The 14,755-nt window shown below is 43.1% G+C and carries 10 protein-coding genes; 3 read left to right on the forward strand and 7 right to left on the reverse strand.

Features of this window, described 5'->3' with window-relative positions; translation table 11 throughout:
- Positions 1 to 8: 8 nt before the first annotated feature.
- Genes AC4E8A_RS17345 through AC4E8A_RS17360 form a run of 4 tightly spaced genes read right to left on the reverse strand, consistent with a single transcriptional unit; the run spans position 9 to position 5,415 of the window.
- Positions 9 to 1,670, reverse strand: coding sequence for a GspE/PulE family protein (locus AC4E8A_RS17345; RefSeq protein ID WP_490194784.1), 1,662 nt, complete (start codon positions 1,668 to 1,670; stop codon positions 9 to 11).
- A 26-nt stretch (positions 1,671 to 1,696) separates the two neighbouring features.
- A complete protein-coding gene (locus AC4E8A_RS17350; protein WP_490194786.1) occupies positions 1,697 to 3,064 on the reverse strand; it encodes a VanW family protein in 1,368 nt (455 codons plus the stop codon).
- Positions 3,065 to 3,083: 19 nt separating this feature from the next.
- Entirely contained in the window at positions 3,084 to 3,821 is a 738-nt protein-coding gene (locus tag AC4E8A_RS17355) for a PRC-barrel domain-containing protein (RefSeq protein ID WP_490194788.1), read from the reverse strand.
- 10 nt (positions 3,822 to 3,831) lie between these two features.
- Positions 3,832 to 5,415: an SdpI family protein gene (locus AC4E8A_RS17360; RefSeq protein WP_490194790.1), complete on the reverse strand. Its 1,584-nt coding sequence runs from the start codon at positions 5,413 to 5,415 to the stop codon at positions 3,832 to 3,834.
- A 114-nt stretch (positions 5,416 to 5,529) separates the two neighbouring features.
- Between AC4E8A_RS17360 and AC4E8A_RS17365 the strand changes: the two genes are divergently transcribed.
- Genes AC4E8A_RS17365 through AC4E8A_RS17375 form a run of 3 tightly spaced genes read left to right on the forward strand, consistent with a single transcriptional unit; the run spans position 5,530 to position 8,568 of the window.
- The gene (locus AC4E8A_RS17365; protein ID WP_490194792.1) at positions 5,530 to 6,048 is read left to right on the forward strand and encodes a type IV pilus modification PilV family protein; all 519 of its coding nucleotides are present in this window, start codon (positions 5,530 to 5,532) and stop codon (positions 6,046 to 6,048) included.
- Entirely contained in the window at positions 5,990 to 6,583 is a 594-nt protein-coding gene (locus tag AC4E8A_RS17370; RefSeq protein WP_490194793.1) for a prepilin-type N-terminal cleavage/methylation domain-containing protein, read from the forward strand. Before AC4E8A_RS17365 ends, AC4E8A_RS17370 begins: the two co-directional genes overlap by 59 nt.
- Before the next feature lie 14 nt (positions 6,584 to 6,597).
- Positions 6,598 to 8,568, forward strand: coding sequence for a hypothetical protein (locus AC4E8A_RS17375; RefSeq protein ID WP_490194795.1), 1,971 nt, complete (start codon positions 6,598 to 6,600; stop codon positions 8,566 to 8,568).
- 37 nt (positions 8,569 to 8,605) lie between these two features.
- Here AC4E8A_RS17375 and AC4E8A_RS17380 read toward each other — a convergent pair whose 3' ends face one another.
- The 3 genes from AC4E8A_RS17380 to AC4E8A_RS17390 all read right to left on the reverse strand — a co-directional run bounded on the left by AC4E8A_RS17380 (position 8,606) and on the right by AC4E8A_RS17390 (position 14,687).
- Positions 8,606 to 11,404 carry a vWA domain-containing protein gene (locus AC4E8A_RS17380; RefSeq protein WP_490194797.1) on the reverse strand — a complete coding sequence of 933 codons (2,799 nt, stop codon included), beginning with the start codon at positions 11,402 to 11,404 and terminating at the stop codon, positions 8,606 to 8,608.
- A 155-nt stretch (positions 11,405 to 11,559) separates the two neighbouring features.
- Positions 11,560 to 13,269 carry a sensor domain-containing diguanylate cyclase gene (locus AC4E8A_RS17385; protein WP_490194799.1) on the reverse strand — a complete coding sequence of 570 codons (1,710 nt, stop codon included), beginning with the start codon at positions 13,267 to 13,269 and terminating at the stop codon, positions 11,560 to 11,562.
- A gap of 122 nt (positions 13,270 to 13,391) precedes the next feature.
- Positions 13,392 to 14,687: a bifunctional folylpolyglutamate synthase/dihydrofolate synthase gene (locus AC4E8A_RS17390; protein WP_490194801.1), complete on the reverse strand. Its 1,296-nt coding sequence runs from the start codon at positions 14,685 to 14,687 to the stop codon at positions 13,392 to 13,394.
- Between the last annotated feature and the right edge of the window lie 68 nt (positions 14,688 to 14,755).

Here is a 14,755-nt window from a genome sequence, read left to right on the forward strand (position 1 = left end):
GCTATCACCTATTCCGATATGGCTACCCGAAGAATTTCTTCGGTTGTTGTCAAACCTTGTTTCACTTTCAATAATCCATCATCAACAAGGAAAATGGTTTTATTTTTTACAGCGTGTTCCCGAAGTTTAGAGATCGCCTCTCCATTCAGTATCACTTTCTTCATATCATCATTCATGACGAGGACTTCATGGATCGCCAAGCGGCCTTTGTAGCCTGTCATGTTGCAGGATGAGCAGCCTTCCCCGCGCATGATTTTATCGATCTTCATGCCTCTTTTGGCGAAGATTTCTACTTCCCGTTTACTCGGTTCTTGTTCCCTGCCGCAATCTCTGCATACTTTTCGGACAAGACGCTGCGCCACAATGCCGCTCAATGAGGAGGCAACAAGGAAAGGTTCAACCCCCATGTCAAGGAGCCTTGTCACCGTTCCAAGTGAATCGTTGGTATGGATTGTGCTCAGGACGAGATGTCCTGTTAATGAAGCACGAATAGCGACCTCGACTGTCTCCTTATCACGGATTTCCCCTACCATGATGATATTGGGGTCTTGACGGAGGATCGCCCTCAGGCCTTTGGCGAATGTCAGCCCCACGTTGGGGTTTACACCAATTTGGTTGATGCCCTCCAACTGATACTCCACGGGATCTTCAACAGTGATAATATTTACCTCTTCGCTGTTCAGATGATTCAAAGCCGCATATAGCGTGGAGGATTTACCTGAACCAGTCGGACCGGAAATCAGGACAATACCCGTCGGCTGCTGGATCATGTCCATGAACCGCTTGAAATTGAGCTTGTTAAAGCCAAGTTGTTTTATATCGTTAAGGGCAGAGCTGAGATCGAGTATCCGCATAACGACCTTTTCCCCATAAACAGTCGGCAGTGTCGAAACACGCAAATCGACCGGCCTGTAGTCGACATTGGTCTTGATCCTTCCGTCCTGGGGAACCCTGAACTCGGTTATATCAAGGTTGGCCATGATTTTGATTCTGGCAATCAGCATGCTTTGCATATGTTTCGGCAGGTTTCGCTCGGTTCTCAGCACACCATCGATACGATAACGGATGGATACCTTTGTCTCCTGCGGATCGATATGTATATCACTGGCCTTCTGGGTGACGGCATTTGAAAGGATTTGATTTACGAGCTTTACAATCGGGGAATCCTGATCAACGATAGTCTGCTCCTCAATAGTGCTTCTTTCCTGTTTTTCATTAACCAGCTCTTCAAAGCCTTCTTCCGTGTCATAATACTTTGTAATGGAACGGAGAATGTCATCTTTCGTCGCAATGGCGGTCTCGATTTGAAAGCCGGTTGAGAGTCTCAAGTCTTCTATGGCATAGAAATCCATCGGATCGGACATGGCAACATACAGTTTTTCACCCTCTTTTTTCAAAGGGATCATCAAGTTGCGTTTGGCTTCTTCCTTTGGGATCAAATGAAAAAGGTTCGTATCAAAAGGATAGCGGTATAAGCTGACATGCGGGATTCCGAGCTGAAACTCAAGTACCTCGATCAACTGCTGCTCGGTGATATACCCTTTTTGCAGCAAAGCGTCCCCGAGTTTCTGCCCTTTTTCTTTTTCCTGAAGGGCCATATTAAGTTTTTCTTCTGAGATAAGACCGGCTTCCACTAGAAGATCTCCGAGCCTTTTTCTGGTCTGAACCATACAATCACCAGCTTATTCTTTATAGTTTACTTGAGCTTTTCCTTGTCTTTAACAGCGTTCTGAGACTCCTCTTTAGTCACTGAACCAGTAGGACTGTCTGTGCTTTCAGTATCATTGGACTCCCCGGTTGCGCTATCAGAGTTATTATCGCCGCTTCCGGAATTTGGCTGAAGTTCACTGGTCCCTTCTTCATCAGGATTTTCCGTGTCAGGAAGTGGAGTATCCACAATATCGGTTTCTTTGATATCTTGAGGCGCCTCTTTCAAACTGTGAATCTCGATTCTGTGTACCGGAGGATAGAAGTCTTCCGAAATCAGTTCCTTTTCCATGACTTCCCCATTGCCTCCAATGCTTTGGCGGAACACTTTGATCAAGACCCCTTTACGGCCTTCTTCCTGTACCCGGACAACATTTTTCTCGATGAACGGGTTGTACTGGATAATTTTCTTTGGAGGGAACTCTTCCTTATCTTTCAACGACACTTTATAGTCAGTCGCGAACGGAAAACCGACCAGTTTGCCGTAGATCTGATTATTTAATAGCTCCAACTGAATGACATAATCAGTGCTGTTCGGATTTGCGAATATAAAGTCGAGATTACTGGAGGCGTCCGTTTTCGCTTCATAGCCGAGTTCTACCTGTTTTGGCAGTTCCGGACTTGTATTTCGTTCAATGATCGTAAAATTGGTCTGCAGGATAAGCTTATATAACAGCGATGTCACCAGACTGAGGTCATCACTTGCTGAGAAACCACTATCCTCCAAGTGGCGCAGGAAGGAAAAATCTGTACCCTGCTTGACGGCAATCTCAGGAAACGCTTCTATGAATCTCTTAACTTCAGGAGTCACAGTTATGTCCCCTGATAGGGCTTCTGCTGTCACCTCTTCAACGCTTCCCTGTGGAAAGTAGTCACTCAAGGAAATGATAGAATTGCTTGGCAGCATGGAAACCTGGCTAATCAGATCTTGCTGGAAAGCAGCGGTATCCATTTCTTCTGCTTTTAAATCAGGAAAAGCTGCTTTCAGCCCTTCCATAAGAGGGCCGGCATCTATGGAGACCGCCAATTGATTAGGCTCTCCCTCGTTTACACCCTGTAAACTTTCATCTAAATCAATATGGAAAATCGACAAATCGATAGGGGTTTCTTTACCGGATAATTCAGCTGTCATTTCTGCCGTTGCTTTCCAGTCCGCAACAGCTTTTGCCAGGGCTTCTTTTGCTTCTTCCTCCGGCTGCCCTCCAATATTGATGGAAGCTACCATTGTCGACGGTTTAATGACCGTAGTTTCAGTGAATTTATCTAATGCAAAAGAGCCTGCATGGGAGAAACCGAAAATAAATACGGTGGCAGAGAGCAATGGAAAAAATACTTTCTTAAATGGCTTGTTCTCCATGTCAATTGCTCCTTTCACATTACTCTTCTGTATTCATTGTCAATTCCACAAAAACGGATGGTCCCTCGTTTTGTGCTTTGGCAATATCATCTTCTGTCAGGAGCGTTCCAACCGGAATCAAGGTCTCCCCTGAGATACCGGAAATATCTTTTGTTACCCGTTTGCCTTTCAATAGTTCCGTCTGCTTCGACTTGATATTTTCCAAGTCGTTTGATCCTGCCTCTTCAGGGTCCGTATCTCCTGCTGCCTGATCATCAGAAAGTAGGTCTTCTACTGAATTTTTAAAATGATCCATGGAATCTTCCTGAACAATCAGGATATCTTTTCCGTATGTCAGGATCTGTCCGGCCTCCAGGATCTTTTCATTTTCTTTCACATCAACAAGAATGCCGATGATGTTGCCTGTTTCATCGTCCACGTAATATTCCTTCGCTTCACCGATTAATTGGCCTTTTCTTGACATCACCTTGGTATCAATGATTCTGATTTTCTTGTTTACCAGGGCGTTTGCGATAGGGATTTCATTTAAATCGATGACCGCATTGCCATTCTCGACTGTGACTGCATATTCCCCGATACCGATTACTTTTTTAAAGGGAATAGCCTTAACGCTCACCTGCCAATCTTCATGTTCAATTGTCAGGAAATCCACTGATCCTTTTTCAGGGTTTACAACAAGCGATTTCACACTTCCAATTTCGACTCCATCGTTAATACTAATGATCGGCAATCCCACAATTTCTGCACTTTTTTTCATACCTTTACACCTATTCCCTTCCGTTTTCCATCATTTGTTGTTTTACGATATTCTTCCAGGCGATTTCTTTATAATCATTCAATTCACTCTTCAGGACAGGATAGGAAATGAATCTTTCTTCTATGCCGTCTATGAATAATTTCAACTTCCTGTATTCTTTTGATCCATGGTAACGCTGAATCAATTGCTGGGCGAGAACATAATAGTGGCGGTCGTGCATTTCTGGATGCATGTACTGTCCGACCAATGATTCAAAGTCTTCCAATGGAAGCTTATTTTTATAATAAGAAAGTTCTTCAACGATTGTCTGAATCACGAGCGTTTGAAGTGGAGAGTGTGCCTCTGGTTCCTCAGCAGGATGTTCAGCAGAGAACACTTCTTCCTCTTCTTCCATCGCCACAACTGGAGTTTCAGATATCTCTTCTTCTGGTTCAGTGGACTCAGTTTCAGCTGTTTCTCCTTTTATTTCGTGCGGAAGGTCATCAGCTTCCGATTCAGGAGCTTCATTCGGAGTATCACTTGTTAAAAGCTCTAACTCATCATTCGATAATTCAATCGGCTGTAGTTCATCTTCATCTTCAAACTCCAGCATGTCACGAACTGCCTCATCCTCTTCCAAGGAAACTTCGGTCGATTCAGCTTCTGCTGTTTCTTCCTCTATTTCCTGCGGAAGGTCATCGGCTTCCGATTCAGGAGCTTCATTCGGAGTATCACTTGTTAAAAGCTCTAACTCATCATTCGATAATTCAATCGGCTGCAGTTCATCTTCATCTTCAAACTCCAGCATGTCACGAACTGCCGAATCCTCTTCCGGGGTTGCTTCAGTGGAGTCCTCTCCTTCGTCCGCTTGATGAATCATCAATTCAATTTCACTGAGTGTCTCCAAGCCTCCATCAGGGGAATCATTTCCGGAATCCTTAGGGAAATCCATCTCTTCAAGTGCCTCTTCCAAATCAGGAGCCTCATCCTCAAGATCCAATTTATGTACCGGCTCAGTGTCCTGATTCTCCTGTTGAATCAGCCATTCAATCTCACTTAAGTCTAATTCTTCTTCCGTTACTTGATCTTCAGATGCATCCTCCATCACATCCGGAGCCTCTTCGATAATCACTTCTTCCTGGATAAACAGCTGATCTACGACCTCTTCGGATGTGTTATCCAATTCAGAAGGATTCGGAATTTCTTCTATTTCATCATCATGATGTAATTCTTGTGCATCATCATCGGATCCATTCAATTCTTCGACTGTACTTACAGACATTTTCACATCATCTTCAACAGCAGTGAAGAGAATGCCTTTTGATTCATCTCGTTCTTCTGCCAAAGTGTTCCCATTCTGCGCCCCGCCTTCCGCCAAGAGCTGCGGGCCGAAGCGGTTTCCTATCATCAAGGATGATACAATAACTAAGATTAATAATATTATGGCTACTATCCAAAGTGAATACTGGTTCAATGCGAGCAAGCCCATAAGAGAAATAAGCAGGCCGCCGCCGGCTATCCAAACCTTCCCTTTCTTCGTTATCCCGCCAGGCAGGAAAAACAGCACAGGCAAAAGGACTGCGAAGGCTATCAGAGCAAAGATATATTCCTCCATTCTCCCACTCCCTCCATCATGTATTAAAATTCTATGAAATTAGCACTACTTCTACAATATTCGACTCTTAGATATTGTATAATAAACTTAGGCATTTTGAAAGAAGGTGACGGAGTGAAACTGTCAAATATATTAAAAAATAACCAGGGTTTGACACTTATTGAGGTTTTAGTCTCAGTTACGATACTTAGCATCGTGCTTTTGGTGTTTTTAAATTTTTTCTTCCAGGCAGGTACATACACAAATATGAATCAAAAAAAGACGGTTGCCGTCAATGTTGCCCGGAATGCCCTGATGTTCATGGAGGGGCAGAGTTATTTAGAAATCAAAAAAGAATTTTCTGAAGTAAATAATGGAACTATCGAGCCGGGTGAGCATTCTTTGCAATTGAAATTGTGTGCTGATGGCTATAAGACATTCGAAACCGGACTGACTCCTCCCGCGGATTGCAAAGATATTCCTATCAATGGAACTAATTATGAAGTAGAAATACAATCAGAGTCCGTCTCTTCCTCTCAACAGGGAGAACTTGAATACTATATACCGATTGTGGCAGAAGTGAGGTGGATGACAAATGATCAGGAACACAGTACAACAGTTGATGGAACGGTCAAAAGCGAGGACATCCGCTGAAGATGGCCTCACATTGATCGAGCTTCTATTGACTCTTGCCATTTCAGCCATTCTGCTTCCCGTCATCTACGGAACCTTTTTGACAGGCTATAAAATTTATGAAAAGGTCAGTATCGAGGCACAGCTCAGGGATGATGCCGATTACGTCTCATCCATGATGATGAACAGCCTGTATTCCACTCCCTTTGACTATGTGGAAAAATGCGATGAAGAAGAGAACTGCCTTAAATTTGTGGATAGTGTCGAAACTGCTCAGAATCAATATAATCCAGAAGTAATTGATCAAGATAAACAAAAGACAAGTGAAAGCTACTTTGAAATAAAACTGTCGGATAAAGACGGCCGCAGAGTGTGGTCAAGCGGCCGTTCAATTGTCGATACCCCTTCCGACTTTCGAAATTCCGAAATCTCCTTTAAATGCTCAGACCAAAACAGAAACGGCCAGTGTACGAGCGCCACTATCTTTCTCGAGTTTCGGGTTTCACATACAAATCATACCAAACAACTAAATCTTGAAAGCAGTTTTGGTTTTTAAAGGAGGTGGCTTAAGTGCTGAATAACCAAAGGGGCAATACACTTATCACAGTGATGATTACATCGCTGGTGGTCATTACGCTTGGAATGGCCGTCCTTTCCGCTTCGATCGGCGGTGCTAAAAGGACCGAGGTTAGGGAAACGGATATTGATATAACCTATGACGGGTTGAAATTGATAGATGAAATGACAGCGGATCTATCAGCTAACCTGTCACTTGATGCGTTCAAGGTTCAAAACATATCGGCGGCTGGATTAACAGCAAAGTTAAGCACTTACTTTACTTCCAGACAAGGGCGGTTGGCTGCAGGGGAAAGCATCTCTTGTGTGAATGTTGTGGATGTTACCGCTGACACTCCAAAATATTTGATCACTGGAAGTGAAAATGAGTGCTTGGGAAACGGAATTTCAAGTCTCAAAACCTTTGGCATTGATCCTTCCCTTCAACTAACAAGAGTGTTGGAATTTGTGGTGAAAGTCAAAAATCCAGAAAATCAGCAGGGAAAGGTCAACCGGACCATCCGTAAACGGATCATCCTCTCGCCGATGCCGGGCTTTCTAAAATATGCCGCAGGCGCCGGCGAGGAAACCATCATAAACGGGTCCCCTAATATTGCTGGAAATGTGTTTGGAAAGAAATTGACCATAGACAAAAATGCTCATTATCAATTGACGGATGGAGACGATAAGGAAATGGAGACTCCTTACTCTTCCATCTTTGGGGATATCTACATCGATTCCTCAGAGGCGCAGTATATAGAAGTGATGGATTATCTGACGGCAGATAAATTTTATCATAACCGCCTGCCTCAACTGAAGAATGACAGCCAGTTCATTGAAGTAGACTTCCAAAAAACGATAAATGAACAAATCAATCTAATCCAGCAGAAACAGGGATTCACTCAAACGTCAACCCTTGAGGAGCTGCCAGATGGATTAGGCCAATCGATTAGAAGTGCCTATTCGTTTAACACGGTCAGTTTTCCTGGCAGATCCACATTAGAAGGGCTGGATGGACTGCTTGATGAGGACATCAAAAATGAAGTGGATTCTCTCAGTTATAAATTGATTGACACCAGTACAGCATCGAATATTCAGGTACCTGGGGACCTTGTGATATCGAGTGTTTCTTCCGAGTTGAGCTTTCCCGGGAAAATCATTGCTGATGGAGATATCTATATTATTGGCAATCAGAACATTTCCCTCAACGACATCATTGCCACCGGGGATATTCATCTCATCAATCTCAATGGAGAGATGATGGTCAATGGAAACATCATTTCTGCCGGAAGTATCAATATTCAGGGAAAGAGTACATTTTCATTTAAAAAAGCCAGTCCTGCCGAAGAGACGGGTTATATGCTGGCAGGAACTTCATTGACGATAGAGTCCCTTGATTCTGTTTCCACTATCATTGGTAATATGATTGCAGGAGCAGACCTCTTAATACAGGGCAATAGCAATGAAGGTGACCTTCCTGAAGATGATGAAGTGATCTTTGATTCTGTCATCTACTCCGGCGGGGAAGCATTCATTTCAAACCTGAACATTTCCGGCAGTGAGGAAAATACAAAGCAGCTTATACTGCTGTCCGGCAAGAAACTGACAATGACCAGGATGAATGAGTACAAATATTTTGCTCAGAGCGAAGAAGGGGATGACTTTGACGGCATAGTGACGGATGAGTCCATTAAGCCATTAAAAGCTTTCTTTTATACCGATGAATGTGCAGATCTTTATGGCGTCGGATCTCTTTTTCATATTGACGGCGGCGTTTTTGCCCATGACACCCTTGAGATCAATGCCATCAGAGGAGAGATTTCAAACATCAGGGAAGCCGACCTGTACTCAACCAGGATTGATCAGGACCTTCACTACTCCCGTTTCAATATCAATTACAACCGGGACATTCTTCTGCAGAAAATTGATGCTCTTCCCAAAACGGAATACTTATCACTGTTCAGTGATGAGGTTTCTGTTCAATAGAAAAAAAGCTTTCCCGCACTGGGGAAAGCTTTTTTTGTTACCATCTTCCATCAAGATAAGGATTATCGTCTCCGCCTTCTTTAGGGGTGACGACTTCAAAAACGGCTGAGTCGGTAATCGAATTGTCTTCTTCAGCTGTTACTGTCACGGTCGTAAAGCCGAGCTCTTCGGTTTTGATAAACCATTTACCATTCTCTTCTATCACGCTGATTGCTTCAGAAGAGGAAATCGTTTCTTCCAACTCTTTATTGGTGGCAGTTTCCGGGTTGAAAATCAGGAATCGTTCTATCGGTATTTCCTGATCTGTTAATGGCAAGTTGATCTTGTCCTGTTTGAATCGGATCTCCTCCAGTGCCACATACGGGTCGATGACCGTAACAGGTATGATTTTCTTAATGCCGGAACCATCTTTTGCTTCTATGATTAATTGATCTTCCCCGGCCTTGACACCAAGGATTCGATGTTCCTGTGAACCCCCACCGGAATATTCGGCATTATTGCCATTGCCATTTTGCAGATAAATAGTAAGGCTCTTATCGGCAGCTTCTGTTGGTAAGACTTCAATTTGGAAAGCAATGGATTCATCAACATTGATTTCTATAGGATTAGGTGACACATTTATTTCACTAACTCTTTTGATTATCACAATCTTCTTCGTGATTGGCTGCTGGTTTAAAGTAAATCCGCCTTCAGTTTTCACTTGGATTTCTACTTCTCCACTCAGGTCGCCAGGAATCGCAATAGTATCCTTTGGATTGAATTCAACCCATCCGGAATCCATTTTGCTGGAACTAATCTTATAGCGGTAAATCACATCTTCTCCGCCTACAAGCTTACTGATTTTGAAGGAAGCAGGTCCTGTGGTTTCTTCATTCGTGCCAAGGACTTTATTCGTGTTGTTTTCAACTACGTCAAAATCAGCTTTTAGGTAAATGTCACGGTAGGAACTGTCATTAAAATGAACCCTTATCGTGCTTCCATCCTTTAACTCAAGGCCCTTCACGGGAAGTGGCTTAGGGTTTGCCTCCGCCAATACTTCATTCGTGCCATCGTTTTTCTTTATGAGCTTTCCAGTATGATCCCCAATATAACTGGTACCATCTGTTAGGCCCTTCAAGATGACCTGAAGACCGATGTACCCCGAATGCGAAGTCAGGGTATGGCTTTGGCCACTGAAATTTGTATCATTGTAATAAATGGTGGCCTTTGGCATTTTCACTAAGGACATAGCAAATTCTGCTTGAAGGACGGCTTTTAAATTCAAGCGGCTTGGTGAGAAACTGCTGCCGGAATAATTGATTGTTTTACCTAACGTTATTTCGATTGCCCTTTGCCCGCCTTGGTTAATTTCCTTTACAGATGCCCCTGTGAGAGATCCGCTTACATTCGTTTGCAGGTTTGGGCTCTTCAGGCTGATTCCTTCAGGTAATGGCTGCACAATGCGTAAATCCTTCAGAGCTCCTGACTTATTGGTTTGGAGTACCCCGGATGGCGTTAAATCATACTCAATTGAGAATTCATTATGCTCATTATTTTGCATACCCATCTTAACCAGGTTTTCGGTGCTATGATATTGATTTCCATTGATTTTCACAGCACTTTCGAATTTAGGTGCTGCTTCATCCACGATATTGATGGTAACGTTTCTATGCGTAACCGCAGGCTGTGTTTTCCCGTCAAAGTCCTTATAAATCAAATTGATATTATCAAACACATATTGTCCTCTTTCTGTAAACTCAAGAGGAAGGCTCATCTGTAAATTTGCTGGAGAAGGCTGCTTACCAATCGGATAAGTGAAATTATATTTCATATGCACTACATTCCGATTGTCCACATACGCATCTGAATTGGCTGCGAGCTTCACTTTTCCATTGAATTTGCTTAAGTCGATTTGAATTTCACCGTCAATAGAAGGAGAATTAAATTCCTTTGAGATGTCCGTGAAGACATTTGAAAGGCTGTCCGGATTCGCCTGAATCGCTCTTCCGCCTGTCTTATTCGACATTGTCTCCAGAAGCTGATAGTTTACCTCCCCGGGCTGGGCGAAGGCGATGCTGTACATCTTAACTTCATTGGCACCGAGCTTTTCGGAACTTGCTACAGCTTTCTGTAAGATCGTCTTTTTAACAGTATTATAATCTTCGTAATAATTCCCGATCGAAGCTTTTCCATTCGTATAAAGAGTATACTGCTGATTATTGTATCTAAGGGAAGTCGGTTCACCATCCGTAAGAAAGATGATGTATCTGGAAGCGTCCCTCATTCCTGAAAACTTTGTCAGCGCATAATCCAGAGACTGAGTATAGTTTGTTCCGCCTTCACTGAAGTCATATTCACTGCACCAAATAATAAAACATGACCGGTCCCCATAATCAAGATTCTCTGCCATTGCCTTGATGCTGCTGATTCCTTCAGTCGGCTCGACTTTCTTATTCCCGTTGGACTTGTAACTCACATCACTGTCAAAAGGGACAAAATAATATTTATCATTGCTTTGTTTATTCTGCTCAAAAAATTTAAGAGATTCTTTCAATGCGTTTTCGGCACTGGTCGCTTTTTTGACGCCGCCATATGTATCTTTCATAGAACCTGAGGTGTCATGCACAAAAACGACATCGATCGGCTTCCGTTCCTCATTCGTTGCCTGTCCCCTCGGCGTCAAATCAATGTCCAGTCTGCCCAGGGCATCCCCGGTTTTAGGTTTGACATATTCTGTTGCACTTGGTTGCACGGAAAATTCAATGGAAGGTTGAGCTGATGCGTTAGCCTGTGAGGTATATGATATGAAGCTGAATATGAGTGCAAGAATGATCCCAAAAGAAAATCTCTTTTTCAAATCCGCCCCTCCTTTTTTGTCATTTATTGTAAAATAATAATTGCTATTCACTACTTATCTACTATTATATCAAGCTTATTCCCCTTTACATAGACCAAAGTGCTCAATCCGACGAATTTTTACAAATATAAAAAACCCCGCTGTTCAAAACGGGGTCAGGATGACTTCACATATTCAGCAACCCGGTTCCTTCCCGCCTGTTTCGCCCCTGTGTACAAGGCTCTGTCAGCGTGCCTTATCAGGGACATATTGTCATCGGCGTCAATCGGGGCTGTTGCCACCCCAATACTTGCCGTTACCTTCAGCGAAATGGTCTTTCTCTCGACTTCAAGATTGCTATGTAAAATGAACGGCCTGTCCGCTATTGTTCTGCGTACAATTTCTGCAATAAGGAAGGCATCTTCTTTAGTGGTATCCGGAAGCAGGATGACAAATTCCTCGCCGCCATATCGGGCGACCGTCCCTTCTTCTCCAATTAGTGTTTCCAGCCTTCTTGCCAGGTCATAAAGAATCTCATTTCCACTTTGATGTCCATAGGAATCATTGACTGATTTAAAGTGATCGATATCGAGCATGATTAAGGAAAGGCAGGCGCGATCCCCGCTCTGCATGGCGGTGAATTCACTTGAAAGCAGGTTTTCAAAGTATCTGTAATTATAAAGCTTTGTTAAGGCACAATGTTCACTGTTCCGCTTAGTCATTTCATAATGGCGGGCATTCGCTATGGCGACGCCGAGATACGAACATAAAATATCCACAATCATCAGCTGATATTTTTTGTACGCCCTCTTTTTAGAAGAAGCTAAAAGCAGAACCCCTCTTACCTTTTGATTCCTGACAATAGGAACAGACAGGACACTTTCTACATCCTCAGGCATATACCCTTTGACTACCTCTGTCCAGTCTGATTTTGTATGAAACAGTGCGGATTTCCCTGTTCCCCACACAATTCCGCTGATTCCTTCATTTTTCTTCAAAGGCGGAAGATTAACGGGTTTGTTTTCATTGTTTTCAACCCTTCTCAAGAGAACCAGTTCATCTCCTTTTACATCCAATATGTAAGCATATTGGACCGGAAGCGTCTGGAGGATTTTATCCAAAAACAGCTGAAGCACCTCATTCACTTGAAGGCTCTCAGTAAGCTGATGCCCTATTTCAACTGCTTTTTGCAGATACTGATTGATTTGTTCTGATGAGTTATAGAGCCTCAGGATCATGGCACCAGATATAAACGGCAGGCCGATCAGGAATATTGAAATAGGGCCGATCCCATATTGAAGATAGAATAATCCCAGACCCATGGGAAACATGATCAGCATCGCTGAGAAGTCCCATTTCAGATCGTCACCGAATAACTTGATTTCCCTATTGAGGAAGGCATGGAAGCCTACTAATAATACCTGGTTTAAGAGAATAGCAGAAACCTGATAGATGAGGGCAGGGAAAAATATCGATTCTACAGGCGTATACCCGATGGTGCCGCCAATAGAAAAATACACCAGACCGCTGAATACTGACATAAGGAAGAACATGATCGAGTTCCAAGGCAGCCGGTACAAATCACTTTTCCCTATCCGCAGGCGGATCATATAAGTGAAAATGGCAATCTGCAGCAGAACCACTTCAAAGAACAGGCCGAATTTTAAGAATGCCGCCAGCGAAACCCATTGTATGAGCAGAATCGGAAGGCCATTAATGACTATCGGCATGACCGAAATGATGATCGTAAAGACAATAAACGCCAATATACTAAGTACATCAACGTTAACCGGAGGAAAATATTGATAGGTAAAATAAATCCCTGCAGGAACCAGCAAAGCCCAAACTGCCCATATGATCGTTTCCTGAACCTTAGTAATCGTCATCAACCTCCCTCCTTCCTTCTACTCTGTATAGTAAAATCTACCCATTTTAGTTAAAAAGTCACAAGTTTAAGAATATTTTATCAAACTACACCAGAAAAGTCATGAAAAATTTACAAATACTATCAGTTGTCTACAACCTTCGGCCTCACGGCAGATAAAAAGTACAGCGACCCTGTTACAATCAATATATCTTCTTCCCGGCCATCTGCTATGAAGTTTGCCACATAGGTTTCCCAGTCTCTTACAACGCGGTGATTCCCTCGTTGAAAGTGTGCTGAGAGTTCTTCTGGAGATGCAGCTCTTGGAAAGTCGAAAGTGGTCAACGCGATTTCAGATACTTTTCCTTCAAGCTTCTTAAGCATGGAGGTCAGGTCCTTGTCTTTCAATGCAGCAAATAAGATTTGAACATTCTTCCCCTTAAATCTCGTGTCAATCGTGTTGATCAGTGTCTGCATCCCTTCAGGATTGTGGGCCCCGTCCAAAAAGACAGCTGGAGTGTCATTCACTTTATCCATCCTCCCCGGCCAATGAGCGGAAACCAATCCATTTTCGACGGCTTTCTCTTCGATTTGAAATGAATATCTTTGGTTTAAAAGATAGGCAGCTTGAACCGCGAGGGAAGCATTTTCTGTTTGGTGCCTGCCGATCATTCCGATTTCAAAACTTCTTTTTCCACCTTCACTAAAAAATTCAAATCTCTCTCCGTTCTGAGAAGGGCCTTCGTACTTGATTTCAAAATCCTGATTGAGCATAAATAATTCTGCTTGCATTTCTGACGCTTTAGATATTATTACTTTTTGGGCATCCTCCTGCGAAGCTGCCGTTATGACAGGCTTTCCGTTTTTTATGATTCCCGCTTTTTCAAAAGCGATTTCCGCGATCGTATCACCAAGGAATTGAGTGTGGTCCATTCCTATATTCGTTATGATCGAAATCAATGGGTCGATAACATTCGTGGAATCGAAACGGCCCCCTAGTCCAACTTCAAACAGAACAATCGGGACTGGATTGATGCGGGCAAAATAATATAAAGCCATACATGTAATGACTTCAAACTCTGATGGCCCTCCCCATTCGGTTTCCTCCAGCTCCTCTGCCAGCGGGATGACGACGTTTACCAACTCCACAATTTCCTTATCCGAGATCGGTTTTCCATTGACGCTGATTCTTTCATTGAATACTTCAAAATATGGTGAAGTAAAAGTTCCTGTGTCATACCCTGCGGATTCCAGTATGTTGCGCAGGAATGTCAAAGTGGAACCTTTTCCATTCGTTCCGGCAATATGAACAGCCTTCAGTTCATTTTCAGGGTGGTTCAGTTTTTCCATCATCCACTCCATCCTGCTTAATCCAGGCTTTATGCCAAGCCGTAACCTGGAATGGATCCAGTCCACTGCCTCCTTATATGTATGTGCCATTTTGACCTCCTATCGAAAATCGGGACCGGTCTTACAGACGTTATACCTCGTCCTTGACCAGTCCCGTA

The organism is Bacillus sp. SRL337 (assembly GCF_984799155.1).